Annotated in this window: 17 protein-coding genes and 1 riboswitch; all 17 genes read left to right on the top strand. The window is 47.0% G+C overall.

All coding sequences use genetic code 11. The features are described from left to right. Window positions 1-7 precede the first annotated feature (7 nt). The 17 genes from LKD36_RS00755 to thiW all read left to right on the top strand — a co-directional run bounded on the left by LKD36_RS00755 (window position 8) and on the right by thiW (window position 20,149). Window positions 8-844, top strand: coding sequence for an NAD(+)/NADH kinase (locus LKD36_RS00755; RefSeq protein WP_308458278.1), 837 nt, complete (start codon window positions 8-10; stop codon window positions 842-844). A 30-nt stretch (window positions 845-874) separates the two neighbouring features. Next, entirely contained in the window at window positions 875-1,333 is a 459-nt protein-coding gene (gene argR / locus LKD36_RS00750; RefSeq protein ID WP_118769072.1) for an arginine repressor, read from the top strand. A gap of 11 nt (window positions 1,334-1,344) precedes the next feature. Beyond that, window positions 1,345-3,027: a DNA repair protein RecN gene (gene recN, locus LKD36_RS00745; protein ID WP_308458277.1), complete on the top strand. Its 1,683-nt coding sequence runs from the start codon at window positions 1,345-1,347 to the stop codon at window positions 3,025-3,027. 61 nt (window positions 3,028-3,088) lie between these two features. After that, window positions 3,089-4,204, top strand: coding sequence for a SpoIVB peptidase (spoIVB, locus tag LKD36_RS00740; RefSeq protein ID WP_118769074.1), 1,116 nt, complete (start codon window positions 3,089-3,091; stop codon window positions 4,202-4,204). Window positions 4,205-4,303: 99 nt separating this feature from the next. Continuing rightward, on the top strand, window positions 4,304-5,707 hold the full coding sequence (locus LKD36_RS00735; RefSeq protein WP_118769075.1) for an NAD(P)/FAD-dependent oxidoreductase: 1,404 nt from the start codon (window positions 4,304-4,306) through the stop codon (window positions 5,705-5,707). A gap of 2 nt (window positions 5,708-5,709) precedes the next feature. Continuing rightward, window positions 5,710-6,300, top strand: a complete 591-nt coding sequence (locus LKD36_RS00730; RefSeq protein ID WP_118769076.1) for a cytidylate kinase-like family protein — start codon at window positions 5,710-5,712, stop codon at window positions 6,298-6,300. Window positions 6,301-6,452: 152 nt separating this feature from the next. Continuing rightward, on the top strand, window positions 6,453-7,298 hold the full coding sequence (locus tag LKD36_RS00725) for a transporter substrate-binding domain-containing protein (RefSeq protein ID WP_308458276.1): 846 nt from the start codon (window positions 6,453-6,455) through the stop codon (window positions 7,296-7,298). Window positions 7,299-7,477: 179 nt separating this feature from the next. Continuing rightward, on the top strand, window positions 7,478-8,146 hold the full coding sequence (locus LKD36_RS00720; protein ID WP_118769078.1) for an amino acid ABC transporter permease: 669 nt from the start codon (window positions 7,478-7,480) through the stop codon (window positions 8,144-8,146). After that, window positions 8,136-8,876 carry an amino acid ABC transporter ATP-binding protein gene (locus LKD36_RS00715; protein ID WP_308458275.1) on the top strand — a complete coding sequence of 247 codons (741 nt, stop codon included), beginning with the start codon at window positions 8,136-8,138 and terminating at the stop codon, window positions 8,874-8,876. Before LKD36_RS00720 ends, LKD36_RS00715 begins: the two co-directional genes overlap by 11 nt. A gap of 278 nt (window positions 8,877-9,154) precedes the next feature. Then, complete coding sequence (locus tag LKD36_RS00710) at window positions 9,155-10,198, top strand: ABC transporter substrate-binding protein (RefSeq protein WP_308458274.1); 1,044 nt, start codon at window positions 9,155-9,157, stop codon at window positions 10,196-10,198. A 125-nt stretch (window positions 10,199-10,323) separates the two neighbouring features. After that, window positions 10,324-11,244, top strand: a complete 921-nt coding sequence (locus LKD36_RS00705; RefSeq protein WP_308458273.1) for an ABC transporter permease — start codon at window positions 10,324-10,326, stop codon at window positions 11,242-11,244. Further along, complete coding sequence (locus tag LKD36_RS00700; protein WP_308458272.1) at window positions 11,244-12,038, top strand: ABC transporter ATP-binding protein; 795 nt, start codon at window positions 11,244-11,246, stop codon at window positions 12,036-12,038. Before LKD36_RS00705 ends, LKD36_RS00700 begins: the two co-directional genes overlap by 1 nt. Window positions 12,039-12,282: 244 nt before the next feature. Continuing rightward, window positions 12,283-15,831: a pyruvate:ferredoxin (flavodoxin) oxidoreductase gene (gene nifJ / locus LKD36_RS00695; RefSeq protein WP_308458271.1), complete on the top strand. Its 3,549-nt coding sequence runs from the start codon at window positions 12,283-12,285 to the stop codon at window positions 15,829-15,831. Between the two features lie 134 nt (window positions 15,832-15,965). Beyond that, the gene (locus LKD36_RS00690; protein WP_308458270.1) at window positions 15,966-16,889 is read left to right on the top strand and encodes a sugar phosphate nucleotidyltransferase; all 924 of its coding nucleotides are present in this window, start codon (window positions 15,966-15,968) and stop codon (window positions 16,887-16,889) included. 1 nt (window position 16,890) lies between these two features. Beyond that, a complete protein-coding gene (gene bsh / locus LKD36_RS00685) occupies window positions 16,891-17,865 on the top strand; it encodes a choloylglycine hydrolase (RefSeq protein ID WP_308458269.1) in 975 nt (324 codons plus the stop codon). Window positions 17,866-17,945: 80 nt separating this feature from the next. Further along, the gene (locus tag LKD36_RS00680; RefSeq protein WP_308458268.1) at window positions 17,946-19,391 is read left to right on the top strand and encodes a hypothetical protein; all 1,446 of its coding nucleotides are present in this window, start codon (window positions 17,946-17,948) and stop codon (window positions 19,389-19,391) included. A 53-nt stretch (window positions 19,392-19,444) separates the two neighbouring features. Next, window positions 19,445-19,551: riboswitch (TPP riboswitch) on the top strand. 100 nt (window positions 19,552-19,651) lie between these two features. Continuing rightward, on the top strand, window positions 19,652-20,149 hold the full coding sequence (thiW, locus tag LKD36_RS00675; protein WP_118769086.1) for an energy coupling factor transporter S component ThiW: 498 nt from the start codon (window positions 19,652-19,654) through the stop codon (window positions 20,147-20,149). The last annotated feature ends 8 nt before the right edge of the window (window positions 20,150-20,157 follow it).

Genomic DNA, 20,157 nt, shown 5'->3' with positions numbered 1-20,157 from the left:
AACAGAGATGAAAATTTTTTACATTATTGCAAACAGTGATAAGGAAGAATGCATAAAACTGTCCGGAGAGATTGCAGAGTATCTGACTGCGCACGGACAGAAATGTCTGATCCGGAAGGGAAAGGATTCCTACGATCCGGAAGTGGGGCAGGATGTGGATGGCATTCTGGTACTCGGAGGGGACGGCACTCTTCTCCGGGCAGCCAGAGATCTGGCAGGCAGAAAGATTCCGTTTCTTGGAATTAATCTGGGACATCTGGGATATCTCGCTGAGATTGAAGAACAGAATGTGACGTCGGCACTGGACCGGCTGATTGAAGGATGCTATACCGTAGAGAACCGCATGATGCTGGAAGGAACGGTCTACAGGGAAGGAAAGCAGACATTCCATGATCTGGCGCTTAATGATATTGTGATGAACCGAAGCGGCAACCTCAGGGTGGTCAATTATGATGTGTATGTCAATGACGAGTATTTGAATTCCTTTACCGCAGATGGCATGATTGTGTCCACACCTACCGGTTCCACCGGATACAGCCTGTCAGCAGGAGGCCCGATTGTATCACCGACAGCATCCATGCTGGTGCTGACACCTATCTGTCCGCATACGCTGAATTCCAGAAGTATTGTGTTTTCAGGGGATGACCGGATCAGAATTGAAATCGGGGAAGGAAGAAGAAACGGGCCGGATGAGGCCTGCGTGACATTTGACGGAGATACCTGTGAAGAACTGAAGACAGGAGATTATGTGGAGATTCACAAGTCCTGTGAGGTGACAAAAATTCTCAAGATCAACCAGGTAAGCTTTCTGGAGGTGCTCCGGGATAAGCTGAGCAGGCGATGACGGAGACAAAAAGGGCGGCAGAGAGAAGTCATGAAAGATAAGAGACATGAGAAGATCATTGAACTGATTAATCAGTATGATATTGAGACGCAGGATGAACTGGCGGAACATTTAAGAAATGCAGGATTTCAGGTGACACAGGCAACGGTGTCCAGAGATATCAGAAAATTAAAGCTTTCCAAAGTCCCGGCCAGAGATGGAAAACAGAAATATGCGCTGTTAAACGGTGTACAGCATCAGATGTCGGAAAAATATGTGGGAATCTTACGGGAAGCCTTTGTTTCCATGGATTCCGCACAGAATATTCTGGTGATCAAGACGGTATCCGGCATGGCGATGGCACTGGCAACAGCACTGGATAATATTAACTGGAAGGAAATCCTTGGCTGTGTCGCAGGGGATGATACGGTTATGTGTGTCATCCGTACACAGGAAGACACCGAAGCGGTGATGGATGAACTGAAGAAAATTGTAGACGGAAAAGCATAGGAGGAGAGAACATGCTGCTTCACCTTCATGTAAAAAATCTGGCGTTGATCCGGGAGGCAGAGATTGATTTCGCTGAAGGACTTAATATTCTGACCGGAGAGACCGGCGCCGGAAAATCGATTCTGATCGGTTCCATGACAATGGCACTGGGAGGAAAAGTATCAAAGGAAATGATCCGTGAAGATGCGGATTATGCTTTGGCGGAGCTGATCTTTGAGACAGACCGGCCGGAACTTTTAAAGAGACTTTCCGAGCTGGAGATTCCGGTGGAGGATGGACAGGTGATTCTTTCCCGGAAACTGTCTGGCAGCAGAAGTATCTGCAGGCTGAACGGAGAGACTGTGAGCACGGCGGTGCTGAAGGAGATTTCCTCCATGCTCATTGATATTCACGGACAGCATGAACATCAGTCACTGCTCAATAAACGAAAACATCTGGAAATTCTGGATTCTTATACCCACGAAACGCTCGATCCGGTGAAAGCGTCCTTAAATGAATGTTGGAAACGGTGCCGAAAGCTGAAAACCGAACTGGAAACAGCAGGTATGGACGAGACGGAGCGAAACCGGGAACAATCCCTGTTGGAATTTGAATTAAATGAGATTGAAGAGGCAAAACTGAAAGACGGAGAAGATGAGTGTCTGGAGCAGGATTATCGCCGGATGGTCAACAGCCGCCGGATCATGGAAGCGCTGGGAACGGTACGAGCACTTTGCGTGGGCGAGGAAACTTCCGCCTCTGATCTGACCGGAAGATCCTGCAGAGAGTTAAGCAGTGTGACTCATTATGACAGTGCGCTGGAACCGTTATCAGAACAGCTGCAACAGATTGACAGCATGCTGGCAGACTTTGCCAGAGAGCTGGATGATTATATGGAAGAGCTGGATTTTTCTGAACAGGATTTTGCAGAGACGGAAGAACGGCTGAATCTGATCAACCATCTGAAGTCCAAGTACGGAGATTCCATGGAGAAGATTCGTATATATGCAGCAAAGCAGCAGGAACGCCTAGATTTCCTTCTCCATCTGGAAGAACGGAAACAGCAGCTGGAAAAGGAGTACGGGAAGGCGGCGCAGGAGCTGGAAGACTGGTGTAAAAAAGCTCATGGGATCCGGAAAAAGGCAGCAGCAGAACTGGAAAAACTGATGCTGAAAGAATTGTCGGAGCTCAATTTCCTCGATGTGAGATTTGAAATTCAGGTGCAGGAGACCGGACAGCCGGGGGCGGATGGCTGGGATGATGCGGAGTTTTTGATTTCCACCAATCCGGGCGAACCGATCAAGCCGCTCGGCAGGATTGCATCAGGAGGAGAGCTTTCCAGAGTTATGTTGGCGATTAAGACGGTGCTGGCGGACCAGGATGCTATTGATACGGTGATTTTTGATGAGATTGACACCGGTATCAGCGGAAGGACAGCACAGAAAGTATCAGAAAAGCTTTCTTTGATCGGAAGAAGCAGACAGGTCATCTGCATCACCCATCTGGCACAGCTGGCAGCCATGGCGGACAGCCATTTCTGCATTGAGAAGCAAGCAGTAGACGGAAGCACGGAGACCCGTATTCGAAAGCTTTCCGGACAGGAGATGACAGAAGAACTGGCGAGAATCCTGGGGGGAGCAGAGATCACGGACGCAGTCAGGGATAATGCCCGGGAGATGAAACGGCTGGCACTTCAATATAAAGGAAATATTTGACAGTAACTTTAGACGGTTTTGTGCAGACACTAATGTGAGAACATGAGAAAGGTGTGGCTGCATGAACCGTCTAAAAATTTATCGCAGATGTCTGATAGCTGCGCTGCTGTTGGCAGTGATGACTCTTGGAATCTACGGCTTTTATTATATGAGCAATCAGGTGCCGGATGAGATAAGGATCAGTGAGGAAGAAACACAGACGTTGGATCTTGGACTGAAGGAAGTCTCTGTCCGGGTTGTGAAGCGGGAAAAAGTGATTCCAGGAGGTATTCCGGTAGGAATATATCTTGAGACGCAGGGGGTCTATGTAGTAGGTACGGATGCCGTACAGACGGCAGACGGGATGCTCTGTGAGCCTGCAGGGCAGGCAGTTCAGTCCGGAGATTATATTCTGGCGGTTAATGGCAGACGCATCACAGACAAAAAAGAACTGATCAGCTGCGTGCAGGCCAACCGGACCGGAATTCTCATTCTGAAACTTTGCAGGAATGAGGAAGAGATTCAGGTGCGGGTGCAGGCAGTGGAAGCTGAGACAGAAGACTATAAACTGGGAATCTGGGTGAAGGATGATGTACAGGGGATCGGTACGTTGACCTATCTTACAGAGGATTACCGGTTCGGCGCACTGGGGCATGGCATCACGGATACGGATACAGGGGATCTGATTACCATCTCCGGCGGGAGCCTTTATGACACAAACATTCTGGAGATTGTGAAAGGTCAGAGAGGGTTACCAGGGGAACTGAGTGGAGTGATTACTTATGCAAACCGGTACCAGAAGGGAATGATTCAGAAAAATACCCGGGTCGGAATCTTCGGGCAGGCAGACGCAGGACTTGCAAAAGAACTGACAGGCACACCGGTGGAAGTGGCATTCCGGCAGGAAATCAAGCCCGGCCCGGCGGTGATCCGAAGTTCTGTTTCCGGAGAGATGAAGGAATATGAGATACAGATTCAGGAAATCCGTCTGAATGAGTCCAATGTGAATAAAGGTATGATTTTCAAAGTGACAGATCCGGATCTCATTGCACTGACCGGCGGTGTCATTCAGGGAATGTCCGGGTCCCCAATTCTTCAGAACGGACGGCTTGTCGGGGCAGTGACCCACGTGTTTGTCAATGATCCAACAAAAGGATATGCGGGATTCGCGGAGATGATGCTGGAAGCGGCGAAGTGAAAATCCATTTTGCAAACAGGCGGGAATATGCTATACTAAATGATGGAGAAGACTGCGTGATGAGATCACGCGAATATTTGGAATACAGGAGAAGATTTTATGAAATATGACGTAGTAATTATCGGAGCAGGACCGGCCGGGATTTTTACCGCACTGGAACTGGTACGAAACGGATCAGATAAGAAGATCCTCATGGTGGAAAAGGGAAAACCGGTGGATAAACGTCACTGCCCGAAAGCAGAGACCGGAAAATGTATGAATTGCAAGCCGAACTGCATGATCACTACCGGATTTTCCGGAGCAGGTGCATTTTCTGATGGAAAGTTAAGCCTTTCCTGCGAGGTAGGAGGAGAACTGCCGAATCTGATCGGTTCTGAATTTGCGCAGGAACTCATTGATTATACAGATAAGATCTATCTGGAGTTTGGTGCTGACGAGCATGTGGAAGGCGTATATGAGGGCGAGGAGATCAAAGAAATCCGTAAACGTGCCATCCGTGCAGGCCTTCAGCTGGTAAACTGCCCGATCCGTCATCTGGGAACGGAGAAAGCTCAGCAGCTGTATCTGAATATCCAGAATTATCTGCAGGAAAAAGGCGTGGAGATGCGTTTTAACACGGAGTGTGACAATATTATTCTCAAAGAGGATGTCTGTCAGGGCGTTCGTCTGGAAGATAAGGCAGGCAGTGAGGAAATCTACGCTGACAATGTCATTATTGCTACCGGAAGAAGAGGTGCTGACTGGTTGGAAAAAGTCTGCGAGGAGAATGGAATTGCCCATAAGCCGGGGACCGTTGACATCGGTGTCCGTGTCGAGTGCCGCAACGAGGTCATGGAGATGATCAACAAGGTACTTTACGAAGGAAAACTCATTGGTTATCCGAGACCGTGGAAGAATAAAGTGCGTACTTTCTGTCAGAATCCGGGCGGATTTGTAGCACAGGAGAACTACGACAATAACCTGGCTGTTGTAAATGGACACAGCTTCAAAGACCTGAAGAGTGAAAACACCAACCTGTCCATTCTTGTAAGCCATAACTTTACAGAGCCGTTTAATCAGCCGATTGCCTATGCGCAGAAGGTAGGAGAGTTGACTAATATGCTTGGCGCAGGTCATATTCTGGTACAGCGATATGGTGATATACTGGATGGAAAAAGAACCTGGCAGAAGGAGCTGGCTCAGTCCAATGTGCGCCCGACCCTGAAAGATGCGGTAGCAGGTGATATCACGGCAGCTATGCCTTACCGTGCCATGACCAATATCATCGAGTTTATCCGGATGCTGGATGAGGTTGTTCCGGGATTTGCCAGCGGCGAGACCCTGCTGTACAGTCCAGAGCTGAAATTCTATTCCAATAAAGTAAAGATGGATACGAACCTGAACACCAATATTCAGGGACTGCACTGTCTGGGAGATTCTTCCGGATGGACCAGAGGACTGATGATGGCTTCCGCCATGGGTGTGCTGATGGGACGTAAACTGCTGGAGAAGGAGAGTCAGTAATTATGAGAAAAATCATTACCATTGCCCGCGAATTTGGCGCAGGGGGTGGAGAAATCGGAAGAAGAGTTGCCAAAGAGCTTGGCATCGAATATTATGACAAGGATATTATCCTGAGAACTGCGTTGGCGGATCCTAAACTGACGCCGGAAGAAGTGCGCAAGTGGGATGAGAGAGTACCACAGACTTTTGGATTTGCACAGAGCCTTTTTGATTTCTATAACAAACCACTGGATGAACAGCTCTGGCAGGCACAGATGGATGCTATTCGGGAGATGGCAAGTCACGAGAGTTGTGTCATTGTAGGCCGGAACAGTGAATATATTTTGAAAGAGTTTGATCACTGCCTGCGGGTATTTGCCCATGCAGGATTTCAGTGGAGAGTCAATCGTATGGCAGGCAAGATGCCTGGGGTTCCGCTTGAACAGGTGGCATCTGACGTGCGTCAGGCAGACAAAGCGCGAAAGAAGAGCTGTGAACATTACACCAAGACCAGATACCGGGATGCGGCCAATTATGATCTCTGTATAAATACGGAAAAACTGGGGATTGATCGTGCGGTAAAGTTTGTACTGGAGGCAGCAGAAAATCTGTAACACAGATAAAGCCCTGACAGAATTTTCCCTTGACAATACGGACAGAAAAAATTATACTGTTTTCAAATGCGAGGCATTGTATACAATAATACAAATGCCTTTCTGCATAAACAGGACCGGTACATTTACCGGAGAAAAGGAGTATACATATTATGAAAAAGTTAATTGCACTTTCTCTGATTGCATGCATGGCTGTTTCTGCTGCAGCATGCGGATCATCATCTTCCAGTGACTCTTCAGCTGCTGAGACTACGGAGACTACGGAGACTGCTGATACCGCAGAGGAGACCGCAGATGCTGCTGATACCACTGCATCTGACAAAACATGGATTGTTGCCATGGATACCGTATTCAGACCGTTTGAATATACTGATGAGAGCGGAAACTTTGTAGGTATCGATGTTGATATTCTGAAAGCCGTTGCTGAGGATCAGGGATTCAAGTATGAAATTCAGAGCCTTGGATGGGACGCAGCTGTAGCAGCAGTACAGGCTGGCCAGGCTGACGTACTTCTTGCAGGTGCAAGTATTACAGATGAGCGTAAAGAAGCAGGATGGATCTTCTCTGATTCTTACTATGATTCCTGCCAGATCTTTGCTGTAAAAGGTGACAGCACAGTTGCTTCTCTGGAAGATCTGAAGGGACAGACCGTAGCTGTAAAGAACGGTACTGCAGGTGCTAAATATGCAGACAGTCTGAAAGATCAGTACGGATTTACCGTAGACGTATATGAAGACTCACCGACCATGTATCAGGCAGTTATCCTTGGCCAGGCAGTTGCATGTGTAGAGGATGAGCCGATTATGGCAGACAACATCAAAACCGGCGGACTTGATCTGAAACTGGTTGACGGAACACAGAGCGAAGGTGCACCGTATGGTTTTGCTATCATGAACGAGTCCAATCAGGAACTTCTGGATATGATCAATGCAGGTCTTGCTGATATTAAGGCAAACGGAACTTACGATGAGATCATTGCAACTTATGTAGGAGAGTAATTTCTGTAAATATGCAGAGATGATACAGCGGAGCAGCCGTGAATAAACGGCTGCTTCCTGTACTGTGAAAGCGCCCGTTTTGGAGGTTTTCACAATACAGGAAGTATTCCGCATCAACCCATGGATCGGATGCAGCGCATTTTTACATGGAAATTAAATACAGACAAGGAGATAACCCCATGATAGGAATTATAAAGGTATATGGCGGCATGCTGCTGGCAGGACTGGGACAGACTTTATTGCTGACGCTTCTGGCACTGATCATCGCTATGGTAATTGGTATGATTTTTGGCCTGATGAATGTTGGACATAACAGAGTACTGAATCTGATTGGAACAGTATATGTAGATGCTGTCCGTGGAGTGCCTCTGATCGTTCTTGCATACTTTGTATATTTTGGTATCCCTGCAGCAATGCAGCAGATGGGAATGACGAATTTCCGCCTGTCTTCTCTTCAGGCCGGTATTATTGCACTGTCCATGAACTGCGGAGCATATATGGCAGAGATTATCCGTGCCGGTATTGAGAGCGTGGACAGAGGACAGATGGAGGCTTCCCGAAGCCTTGGACTTTCCTATGGCGCATCTATGGCACTGGTCGTTGTGCCGCAGGCAGTGCGTACCATGATCCCGTCAATCATTAACCAGTTTATTATTACACTGAAGGATACCTCCATTCTGTCAGTTGTTGCATTCCCGGAGCTGACCCTGGTAGGTAAGACTGTTATGGGAAATACATTTAAGCCACTGCAGTCATGGGCAATCGTCGGCATTATGTACATGGTTGTTATTGTTACCCTGAGCAAGATTGCCAAGAGAATTGAGAGGAGGGTAAACCGTGGAAGATAAGCAGCTGAAGATTCATGTTACGAATCTGAAAAAGAATTTTGGAAAACTGGAAGTATTAAAAGATATCAGCATGGATGTCCACGAGGGTGAGGTTGTCGTTCTCTTAGGACCGTCCGGAAGTGGAAAATCCACTTTGTTAAGATGTCTGAACCAGCTGGAAACCGCTACCGCAGGCCAGATTATTATCGACGGACACGATGTGACAGATAAACATACAGATATCAACAAAGTGCGCGAGAATATCGGAATGGTATTCCAGCATTTCAATCTGTTTAACCATCTGACCGTGCTGGACAATATGACCCTTGCTCCGGTACACTTAAAACTCATGAGCAAGGAAGAGGCAAAGGCCGAGGCCATGAGACTTCTGGAAAGAGTCGGACTGGCAGATAAGGCAGATGCATTCCCAAGCCAGTTGTCCGGTGGACAGAAACAGCGTGTAGCGATCGCTCGTGCCCTGGAAATGAAGCCGGATATCATGCTCTTTGATGAACCAACCAGTGCTCTGGACCCGGAGATGGTCGGCGAAGTATTGGCTGTTATGAAAGAGCTGGCTCGTGATGGCATGACCATGGTGGTTGTTACCCATGAGATCGGTTTTGCGAGAGAAGTAGCAAGCCGTGTCATATTTATGGAAGGCGGATATATTGTGGAAGAAGGAACTCCGGATGAAGTCATCCTGAATCCAAAAGAGCCGCGTACCATCGACTTCTTAAGCAAAGTATTATAAAATATTTAATAAGTACAGAAAACATCTTTCACTGTGAAAGGAACGTCCACAGCCCCGGCACTTCACGAGAACAAGTCGAAGACATTGTTCGAGTGTTAGTACCGCTGGGCGAGGACTTAGTGCGAGCGGTTCCTTTTCACTGGAAAGATGTTATTTTTTATTAAATATTTTCATACTTGTTGACTTTTGTGCGTTGAAGTGCTATATTGATTAAGTCTAAAAGCTTCAATGCATTAAAGTATTGAAAGCCAATTCGGAAAAGACGGAGGAAAAGGATTATGAAAAAGATGATAGCTCTGGCTATGGCAATGACCATGGGACTTAGTCTGGTTGCATGCGGAAGCAGTGATACCGCAGCATCCACAGATGCTGCAGCTGAGACAACTGAGGCAGCTGATACTGCTGATACAGCAGAGGAGACGGAAGTACCGTCTGCAGGCGGATCCTACACGATCGGTATCTGCCAGCTGGTACAGCATGAAGCACTGGATGCAGCTACCCAGGGATTTAAGGATGCCATCGTAGAGGCACTCGGTGAGGATGCGGTAACTTTCGATGAGCAGAATGCACAGGGCGATTCCAATACATGCGCAACCATTATTAACGGCTTCGTGGCTGAGGATGCAGATCTGATTCTTGCAAATGCAACTGCTGCACTGCAGGCAGCACAGGCTGGAACCAGTGAGATCCCGATTCTTGGTACTTCAGTAACGGAGTATGGTGTAGCTCTTGGTATTGATGATTTTGATGGAACTGTTGGTGGAAATATTTCCGGTACTTCTGATCTGGCACCGCTGACTGAGCAGGCAGCTATGCTGAATGAGCTGTTCCCGGATGCTAAGAATGTAGGTCTTCTGTACTGTACTGCAGAGGCAAACTCCCAGTATCAGGTAGACGAGGTGCAGAAAGCACTGGAAGGAATGGGATATACCTGCAAACAGTATGGTTTCTCTGATTCCAATGACCTTTCTTCTGTAACAACTACCGCAGCAGATGAGAGTGATGTTATTTATGTACCGACCGATAACACCGTAGCAAACAATACAGAGATCGTAAACAATATCTGCCAGCCTGCAGGTGTTCCGATTATTGCAGGTGAGGAAGGTATCTGCAAAGGATGCGGAGTTGCAACTCTTTCCATCAGCTACTATGATCTTGGTGTAGCAACCGGTAAGATGGCAGTGAAGATTCTGACAGGCGAAGCTGATATCTCTGAGATGCCGATTGAGTATGCTCCGCAGTTTACCAAAGAGTACAACCCGACACTGTGTGAGGCTCTTGGAGTAACTGTTCCGGATGATTACACTGCAATTGCAGAATAAATAAGAAGAAACCAAAAAGTTCATACAAATTTGACTTACTATGATGGCAGCGAGAAGGGGGATTCCACTCTCGCTGCCGTCGTTGTGAAATAAAAAGCAATAAGAATTACGAGGTGATTGGGAACATGAACATTATGAGTTTACTGAATGCCCTGCCGGGAGCAGTGGCACAGGGATTGATCTGGGGAATTATGGCGATTGGTGTCTATATCACCTTCCGTATTCTTGACATCGCAGATCTGACCGTAGACGGCAGCCTTTGTACAGGCGCAGCAGTCTGCATTATGATGATCCAGGGAGGAAGCAATGTATGGATTGCCCTTCTATGTGCATTTTTAGCCGGTATGCTGGCAGGATTTGCAACCGGACTTTTCCATACCTTTATGGGGATCCCGGCGATTCTGGCCGGAATTCTGACACAGCTTGGACTGTATTCCGTGAATCTGAAAATTATGGGCAAATCCAATCAGGCCATCAATGTTGATAAATTTGATCTGCTGGTATCCCTTCGTTATATTAAGAATGTTGCCATTTATAAAAATACCATTCTGATCGTAGTCGTTCTGATTATACTTCTGGTAGCAGTACTGTACTGGTTCTTTGGTACAGAACTTGGATGTTCCTTACGTGCAACCGGATGTAATGACAAGATGGCAAGAGCACAGGGAATCAACACGGATTTTAACCGGGTACTTGGCCTTATGATCTCTAACGGACTGGTTGCTTTTTCCGGTGCACTGCTGGGACAGTATCAGGGATTCTCCGATATCAACATGGGCCGTGGTGCCATTGTTATCGGACTGGCAGCCGTCATTATCGGTGAGGCTATCTTCGGAAAGATTTTCCGCAACTTCGGATTGAAACTTATCGCAGTAGCCATTGGTTCTATTATTTATTATTTTGTACTTCAGATCGTCATCTGGTTCGGTATCGACACAGACCTTCTGAAGCTTCTGTCTGCACTGGTAGTTGCCATATTCCTGGCAATTCCGACCTGGAAGAGCAGATATTTTTCCAAACCGGTTAGAAAGGGAGGAAACCACTGATGCTGGAACTGAAGAATATTTATAAAACATTTAATGCCGGAACAGTAAATGAAAAACAGGCACTGAAAGGAATTGACCTGACGCTGGAGGATGGTGATTTTGTAACGGTCATCGGAGGAAACGGTGCAGGAAAATCCACCATGCTGAATGCAATTGCAGGTGTATGGCCGGTAGATGAAGGACAGATCATCATTGACGGAAAGGATGTAACCAAACTTCCGGAGCATAAAAGAGCTGCTTTTCTGGGACGTGTGTTCCAGGATCCGATGAATGGAACTGCAGCCACTATGGGAATTGAGGAGAATCTTGCACTGGCACTTCGGCGTGGGCAGTCCAGAACCCTCCGCGCAGGAATCAAAGCCAGTGAGAGAGAAGTGTATAAACGGCTTCTGTCAACCCTTGGTCTTGGCCTGGAAGACCGTCTGACTTCTAAAGTTGGGCTTCTTTCAGGAGGACAGAGACAGGCACTGACCCTTTTGATGGCAACCTTAAAGAAACCGAAGCTTCTTCTGCTGGATGAGCATACGGCAGCTCTGGATCCGAAGACAGCAGCAAAAGTACTGGAAACCACCGAGATGATTGTCAACCGTGACCATCTGACTACGCTGATGATCACTCACAACATGAAGGATGCCATTACTCATGGAAACCGTCTGATCATGATGATGGAAGGAAAGATTATTCTTGACATTCGTGGCGAGGAGAAGAAGAAACTGACCGTGGAAGATCTCCTTCACAAATTTGAAGAGGTCAGCGGGGAAGAGTTCACCAATGACAAGGCGATTCTTGGATAACCAGATCATAAAAAAAGAATCGGGAGCCAAAATGGCTTTCCGATTCTTTTTTTTACTCAGCAACAGATGAGAGTTTGTCTAAACTAACCAAAAACAAGAGCTTAATGAGAAAAAATTATGGAAAAAATTAAGTATAGAAATGGACAACCTTCGACAGATGTGCTAGAATGAATCCGTATGATAAGAGCTATTTTTACAAAGTAATAAAGAGTCTTATTGATTCAAATAAGGAGGAATAATAAAAATGGCCAGAAAAATGAAAACCATGGATGGAAACCATGCAGCCGCTCATGTATCTTATGCATACTCTGACGTAGCTGCTATCTATCCGATCACCCCGTCATCTGTAATGGCAGAGGCAACTGACGAGTGGGCAACTCAGGGAAGAACCAATATCTTCGGACATACCGTACAGGTAACCGAGATGCAGTCTGAGGCAGGTGCAGCAGGTGCTGTACACGGTTCTCTGGCAGCAGGTGCTCTGACTACCACTTTTACCGCTTCTCAGGGTCTTCTTCTGATGATCCCGAACCTGTACAAAGTAGCAGGTGAGAGACTTCCGGGTGTATTTAACGTATCCGCTCGTGCACTGGCAAGCCATGCACTGTCTATCTTCGGAGATCACTCCGACGTATATGCCTGTCGTCAGACCGGAGTAGCAATGCTCTGTGAGTCCAGCGTACAGGAGGTTATGGACCTGACTCCGGTTGCACACTGTGCAGCAATCAAAGGACGTCTGCCGTTCATCAACTTCTTCGACGGATTCCGTACATCTCATGAGATCCAGAAGATCGAGCAGTGGGATTACGAAGATCTGAAAGATATGGTAGATATGGATGCAATCGAGGCTTACAGACAGGACGCTCTGAACCCGAATCATCCGTGCCAGAGAGGTTCCGCTCAGAACCCGGATATCTTCTTCCAGGCTCGTGAGGCATGTAACCCGTACTACGATGCTCTTCCGGCAATCGTACAGGAGTACATGGACAAAGTAAACGCTAAGATCGGTACCGATTACAAGCTGTTCAACTACTACGGTGCTCCGGATGCTGAAAAAGTTATCATCGCTATGGGATCTGTATGTGATACCATCGAGGAGACCATCGATTACCTGACCGCTGCAGGAGAGAAAGTCGGCGTTGTTAAAGTTCGTCTTTACAGACCGTTCTGCGCAGATGCTCTGGTAGAGACTATTCCGGATACTGCAAAACTGATCACTGTACTTGACAGAACCAAAGAGCCGGGTGCTCTTGGCGAGCCGCTGTACCTTGATGTTGTTGCAGCTCTTAAAGGAACCAAATTCAATGATACTCCGGTATTTACCGGCCGTTACGGACTGGGCTCCAAAGACACCACTCCGGCACAGATCGTTGCAGTATATCACAACACCGAGAAGGCTAAATTCACTATCGGTATCGTTGATGATGTAACACATCTGTCTCTGGAAACCGGTGCTCCGCTGGTAACCACTCCGGAAGGAACCATCAACTGTAAGTTCTGGGGTCTTGGCGCAGACGGTACTGTAGGTGCTAACAAGAACTCCATTAAGATTATCGGTGATAACACTGATATGTATGCTCAGGCATATTTTGATTATGACTCCAAAAAATCCGGTGGTGTGACCATGTCTCACCTTCGTTTTGGTAAGAAACCGATCAAATCTACATACCTGATCCATAAAGCTAACTTTGTAGCTTGCCACAATCCGTCCTATGTACGTAAGTACAACATGGTACAGGAGCTGGTAGACGGCGGTACCTTCCTGCTGAACTGCCCGTGGGATATGGAAGGTCTTGAGAAACATCTTCCGGGACAGGTAAAAGCATTCATCGCTAACCACAACATCAAATTCTATGTAATTGATGGTGTTAAGATCGGTATCGAGACTGGTATGGGACCGACCCGTATCAATACCATTCTCCAGTCCGCATTCTTCAAACTGGCTGCAATCATTCCGGAGGAGCAGGCAATCGATCTTATGAAAGCTGCTGCAAAGGCTACTTACGGACGTAAGGGTGATGATGTCGTTGCTAAGAACTGGGCTGCTATCGATGAGGGAGCAAAACAGGTTGTAGAGATCAAAGTTCCGGAAAGCTGGAAGAATGCAGCTGATGAAGGACTTGTAACTACTCATGCAGAGAGCGGAAGACAGGCTGCTGTTGACTTCGTTAACAACATCCAGGCTAAAGTATCTGCTCAGGAAGGTAACTCCCTGCCGGTATCTGCATTCAAGGATTATGTAGATGGAACTACTCCGTCCGGAACTTCTGCATACGAGAAACGTGGTATTGCAGTTAATATCCCGGTATGGAATGCTGAAAACTGTATCCAGTGTAACAGATGTTCTTATGTCTGCCCGCACGCTGCAATTCGTCCGGTTGCTATGACCGAGGCTGAGGCTGCTGCTGCACCGGCTGAGATGAAGACTCTGGCTATGACTGGTATGGCTGATAAGAAGTTTGCAATCGTTGTATCCGCTCTTGACTGTACCGGATGCGGTTCCTGTGCAAACGTATGCCCGGGCAAGAAGGGTGCAAAAGCTCTCGATATGGCAAATATGGAAGCAAATGCAGCTTGCCAGAGCGCATTCGATTATGCTGTTACTCTTCCGGAGAAAGCAGATGTTATCGAGAAATTCAAAGAGGCTACCGTAAAAGGATCTCAGTTCAAGACTCCGCTGCTTGAGTTCTCAGGCGCATGCGCAGGTTGTGGTGAGACTCCGTACGCTAAACTGATTACCCAGCTGTTCGGTGACAGAATGTACATTGCAAACGCAACTGGATGCTCCTCTATCTGGGGTAACTCTTCACCGTCCACTCCGTATACTGTAAACGAGAAAGGTCAGGGACCGGCATGGTCTAACTCCCTGTTCGAGGATGCAGCAGAGTTTGGTTATGGTATGTTACTTGCTCAGAACGCTATCCGTGGCGGACTGAAAGCAAAAGTTGAGGATATCGTTGCTAACGGCAAGAATGCAGATGTCAAAGCTGCAGCTCAGGAATGGCTTGATACTTATGGAGTTGGAGCAACCAACGGTGCTGCAACTGATAAGCTCGTAGCTGCTCTGGAAGCTTGCGGATGCGACAAGGGCAAAGAGATCCTTGCACAGAAAGACTTCCTCGCTAAGAAATCCCAGTGGATCTTCGGTGGTGACGGATGGGCTTACGATATCGGATTCGGCGGCGTTGACCATGTACTTGCTTCCGGCAAAGACATCAACGTTATGGTATTCGATACCGAGGTTTACTCCAATACCGGTGGACAGTCTTCCAAAGCTACCCCGACTGGTGCTGTAGCACAGTTCGCAGCTGGTGGTAAAGAGACCAAGAAGAAAGACCTGGCTTCTATCGCAATGAGCTATGGTTATGTATATGTAGCACAGATCTCCATGGGTGCTGACTTCAATCAGTGCGTAAAAGCAATCGCAGAGGCAGAGGCATATCCGGGACCGTCCCTGATCATCGCTTACGCTCCGTGTATCAACCATGGTATCAAGAAAGGTATGAGCAAAGCTCAGACCGAGGAGCAGCTGGCTGTAGAGGCTGGTTACTGGCATTGCTTCCGCTTCAACCCGGCTCTGGCAGCAGAGGGCAAGGACGCATTCGCTCTGGATTCCAAAGCACCGACCGGTGACTTCCAGGCATTCCTGGACGGCGAGGTTCGTTACAACTCTCTGAAGAGAGCAAATCCGGAGAGAGCACAGGCTCTGTTCACCAGATCCGAAGAGGAGTACAAAGCAAGATTTGCTTACCTGAACAAACTGAAAACTCTTTACGGAGCAGATGCAGAGTAATCTGTAGAATCCATAAGACTTTCGAAGAGGTGTACCTTTTGGTACACCTCTTTTTTCGTCAAAAACTTGTAAAATACCGGACTTATGAGTATATTAGTAATAAGTGGAATTTTCGTACAGGAGGAGAGAGAAGCATGAAAAAACCAACATTAGTCATTATGGCGGCAGGAATGGGAAGTCGTTACGGCGGACTGAAACAGATCGATCCCATTGATCCCCAGGGACATATTATTATGGACTATTCCATTTATGATGCGGTACAGGCTGGATTTGGAAAAGTCGTATTTATTATTAAAAAAGAAAATGAAGCAGATTTCCGTGAGAGTATTGGAAATCGTATGGAGAAACGGATTCCGGTGGAGTATGTATTTCAAGATCTTCACAATCTGCCGGAAGGCTTTGAGGTGCCGGAAGGCCGTGTAAAACCGTGGGGAACCGGACATGCTGTTCTGTCCTGCCTGCCGGTAGTGGATGGACCCTTTGCAGTGATCAATGCGGATGATTATTATGGACAGGAAGCATTCAAGCTGATTCACGATTTCCTGGTTAATACGAAAGATGGAGAGAAATATCAGTATGCCATGGTAGGTTATCTGCTGAAAAATACTTTGACTGAGAATGGCCATGTGGCAAGAGGTGTCTGCGAGACCGATGAGCATCAGAAACTGACTGCTATCACAGAAAGAACACGAATTGAGCGCCGTCCGGAAGGACCTGCTTATACCGAGGACGATGGAGCTACCTGGCATGCACTGCCGGAGGATGCACCGGTATCCATGAATCTCTGGGGATTTTCCGAGAGCATTTTAAAAGAGTTAAAAGACCGTTTCCCGAAGTTCTTAAAAGAAAGTATCCCGGAGAATCCGCTGAAATGTGAGTATTTCCTGCCATTTGTTGTGGATGAACTGATCCGTGAGGGAAAGGCAGAAGTAACCGTATTAAAATCCCATGACCGCTGGCATGGTGTTACCTACAAAGAGGACAAGCCGGTTGTTATGAAGGCTATGCAGGATCTGAAAGATGCGGGCAAATATCCGCAGAGTCTGTGGGAGGATTAATATGTGTACAGCAGCAACTTATCTGACAAAAGATTTCTATATGGGACGTACTTTGGATTATGAATTCTCTTATGGAGAAGAGATTGCAGTGATGCCGCGGAATTATCCCATTCATTTTCATTATGCAGGTGTCTTGAAGCAGCATTATGCCATGATTGGTATGGCACATATGGCGGACGGATATCCGCTTTACTATGATGCAGCCAATGAAAAAGGTCTTGGTATGGCTGGTCTGAATTTTGTGGGAAATGCAGCTTATGCAGAGGAAACAAAAGAGAAAGAGAATGTAGCTCAGTATGAGTTTATCCCCTGGATCCTTTCCAGATGTGCGACTGTGGAAGAGGCAAAAGCAGCACTTGGGAAAATGAATCTGACAGGAATCTCATTCAGTGATCAGCTTCCTTCTGCACAGCTTCACTGGATCATTGCGGATAAAAATGGCTGTATTGTGGTGGAATCTATGAAGGATGGGTTCCATGTCTATGATAATCCGGCAGGGGTGCTTACCAACAATCCTCCGTTCCCTCAGCAGATGTTTTTGCTGAATCAGTATAGAAATCTTTCTCCGAAGCAGCCAGAGAATCAGTTTTCCAAAGAGCTTCCGCTTGATATGTACAGCAGAGGCATGGGAGCATTGGGACTTCCGGGAGATTTGTCTTCCACATCCCGCTTTGCAAGAGTGGCATTTACGAAACTTAATTCCCAGTCAGGAGATACGGAGGAAGAGAGTGTCAGCCAGTTTTTCCATATCCTTGGTTCTGTAGACCAACAGAGAGGCTGCTGCGAAGTGGCGGAAGGAAAGTATGAGATTACGATTTATACTTCCTGCTGCAACACCAGCAAAGGTATTTACTATTATACCACCTATGAAAATCCGCAGATCACGGCAGTCAGCATGCATGCAGAGGATCTTGAAGGAATGGAAGTGGTCAGTTATCCTATGTTGCAGAAGACAGAGATCCGGTATCAGAATTAAGAAATCTTAAGTGGACAAATACCTCCTGTGTAGTAAAATGAGGATACCAAAATGAAGGTAATTTCATGAAGGAGGATCTTATGAAAAAGAAAATTGCGATTTTATGTGTATTGATGCTTGGAATGTCCATGCTGGCAGCATGTGGAAACAATACAGATCAGACAGCGCAGGATACAGAAAATCCGGAAGACAGTGAGGAAATCATCGGAGAGGAAGATGCTCCGCTGGAGACGATCTCGGATGATGGTATGACGGAAGCCTACGAAGGGATTATCGACGACTATCGGTCACTGGTAGAGGAACAGTGGGATTATGACCAGATCTATGAGCATAATTACAGTAATCTGGCCACTATGGTGTCAGTAGGTTATACGTTATACGATCTTGATCAGGACGGACAGCTGGAATTACTGATTGGTGAAACAGATACGGAAGAACCGGTGAACCGGATGATTCTGGATGCTTATACTATGGACGGAGATGCGGCAAAGCAGCTGTTTACCAGTCGGGAGAGAAACCGATATTATCTGGTGGAAGATGAGGCAGGTGCTGTGATCATTGCCAATGAAGGTTCCAACGGTGCAGCAAGTTCCGGATGGCTGTACTATATCGTAGAAAACGGAGAGCTTTCTATTCAGCAGTCGGTTATTTATGACGCAGGAGCAGATGAGCAGAATCCATGGTTTACTTCCGTGGATGATGACTGGGATGTGAGCAATGATACGCCGACGGATGAAGAGACCGCGCAGGCAATGATTGATTCTTATATGGAGCAGTATGCCGTCCTTGACTGGACCCCGCTTATGGACGCTATCGGTACTCCGGCTACGGTGGATTCCAATGTGACGAAGTTGGAAGCAAACACACCGGTGGAGATTGACGGCCAGGAATTTACACTGCAAGTATCAGAGCCGGATGCAGATAATGCGGATATTGTGAGTGTGACGGCTCAGTATGGTTCTGACAGTGTGGAGGTAGACCCGGAGACATTGCGGGCAGGGGATACCTATGCATTGAATCTGAATAATACTTACTATGTACTGACAGAGACCTATACGTACAATGACTGGGCAGTTACATATCTGATCAAACTGGAGGATGGAAAACTTTCTGTCACCAGTGTGGATGGAAGTATCGAAAAGGTTCCTTCCAATCCGGCAGACGGCATTGAGATTACGTCCAAAGTAGATGTACTGGGGACTTATGGTGGAACCAAAACTTACCATATTTCCAATGACCAATTGACTCCGAACGGGGACATGTATCTTTTTAACCATGCTTCTGATGTGAAACTGACCGTGAAAGGTTCCATTTTCTGCAGACTGGAAGGCTCCAATGCTACATTAAAAGCAGGAGATGTGATTACTCCGACCAGTTACTCTGAAGACGGTACCTTTGGCTTTGAACTGGAGGACGGAACGGCAGGAAACCTGATCGTAGACCTGAATGCAGACGGTATTTATGCAGGCACCATTGGAGGTGTATCGGAGAGCGATCTTTTTGAAGAGCTGCCTTATGCAGGATAAGAAAAATGAATAGGGCTTGCATTTCCTACTGTACAGGGGTAAAATAGACAGCAGAAAGAGAACAGGGGAGCTTGTGTGACAGGCTGAGAGGAAGGAATGACCTTCGACCCTTTAACCTGATACGGATAATGCCGTCGTAGGAAGTCATCGAATATGATTTTACAGGAGGCACCGATACAGGAGCCTCCTTTTTTGTCAGTAAAAAGTCAGGTGTTGGTCATCAGGTTTCCCTTGTTTGAGCAAAAGAGGAGTGAATGAATATGCAGAAAAATGTAACTAAAAAAATGGCACTGACTGCCATGCTGGCCTGTCTGGCCTTCGTCCTGAACACCTTTGTCTATTTCCCGGCCATGGCACCGTTCCAGCACTGCGTGGATGTCATTGCAGCGGTTCTGGTGGGACCCTGGTATGGATTTGCGGCAGCCCTTTTATGCGGCATTATGAGAATGTTGTCCGGCCGTACCATTCAGGCAGTTACCGGAGCAATCTATGGACCGATTCTGGGAGGCCTGATTTACAAGAAGACAAAAAATATTTATCTGGTATGGATTGGAGAAGTCATCGGAACCGGATTTTTCGGAGCCATGTCTTCTTATCCGTTGATGAAGATGTTTTACGGACTGGATGCCCAGTCCCCGTTTTACTATATTCCGTTCTATACCCCGTCTGCAGTGGTAGGAGCAGCTATGGGTGTGGCAATCCTGGTGATCTTAAAGAAAACGGCTGTGCTTGGACGGATGCAGAATGAGCTGGCGTAAGGAGACAA

The organism is Hominiventricola filiformis, assembly GCF_020686965.1.
Taxonomy (GTDB): domain Bacteria; phylum Bacillota; class Clostridia; order Lachnospirales; family Lachnospiraceae; genus Hominiventricola; species Hominiventricola filiformis.
The sequence above is the reverse complement of the archived record's forward strand: the minus strand, read 5'-3'. Positions and strand labels throughout refer to the sequence as shown.

Coding starts and splice junctions, on each gene's coding strand:
- thiW (WP_118769086.1), top strand. CDS start 19,652: ATGCAGAAAAATGTAACTAAAAAAATGGCACTGACTGCCATGCTGGCC.
- LKD36_RS00680 (WP_308458268.1), top strand. CDS start 17,946: ATGAAAAAGAAAATTGCGATTTTATGTGTATTGATGCTTGGAATGTCC.
- recN (WP_308458277.1), top strand. CDS start 1,345: ATGCTGCTTCACCTTCATGTAAAAAATCTGGCGTTGATCCGGGAGGCA.
- LKD36_RS00725 (WP_308458276.1), top strand. CDS start 6,453: ATGAAAAAGTTAATTGCACTTTCTCTGATTGCATGCATGGCTGTTTCT.
- argR (WP_118769072.1), top strand. CDS start 875: ATGAAAGATAAGAGACATGAGAAGATCATTGAACTGATTAATCAGTAT.
- LKD36_RS00755 (WP_308458278.1), top strand. CDS start 8: ATGAAAATTTTTTACATTATTGCAAACAGTGATAAGGAAGAATGCATA.
- spoIVB (WP_118769074.1), top strand. CDS start 3,089: ATGAACCGTCTAAAAATTTATCGCAGATGTCTGATAGCTGCGCTGCTG.
- LKD36_RS00690 (WP_308458270.1), top strand. CDS start 15,966: ATGAAAAAACCAACATTAGTCATTATGGCGGCAGGAATGGGAAGTCGT.
- LKD36_RS00700 (WP_308458272.1), top strand. CDS start 11,244: ATGCTGGAACTGAAGAATATTTATAAAACATTTAATGCCGGAACAGTA.
- bsh (WP_308458269.1), top strand. CDS start 16,891: ATGTGTACAGCAGCAACTTATCTGACAAAAGATTTCTATATGGGACGT.
- LKD36_RS00730 (WP_118769076.1), top strand. CDS start 5,710: ATGAGAAAAATCATTACCATTGCCCGCGAATTTGGCGCAGGGGGTGGA.
- LKD36_RS00710 (WP_308458274.1), top strand. CDS start 9,155: ATGAAAAAGATGATAGCTCTGGCTATGGCAATGACCATGGGACTTAGT.
- nifJ (WP_308458271.1), top strand. CDS start 12,283: ATGGCCAGAAAAATGAAAACCATGGATGGAAACCATGCAGCCGCTCAT.
- LKD36_RS00735 (WP_118769075.1), top strand. CDS start 4,304: ATGAAATATGACGTAGTAATTATCGGAGCAGGACCGGCCGGGATTTTT.
- LKD36_RS00705 (WP_308458273.1), top strand. CDS start 10,324: ATGAACATTATGAGTTTACTGAATGCCCTGCCGGGAGCAGTGGCACAG.
- LKD36_RS00720 (WP_118769078.1), top strand. CDS start 7,478: ATGATAGGAATTATAAAGGTATATGGCGGCATGCTGCTGGCAGGACTG.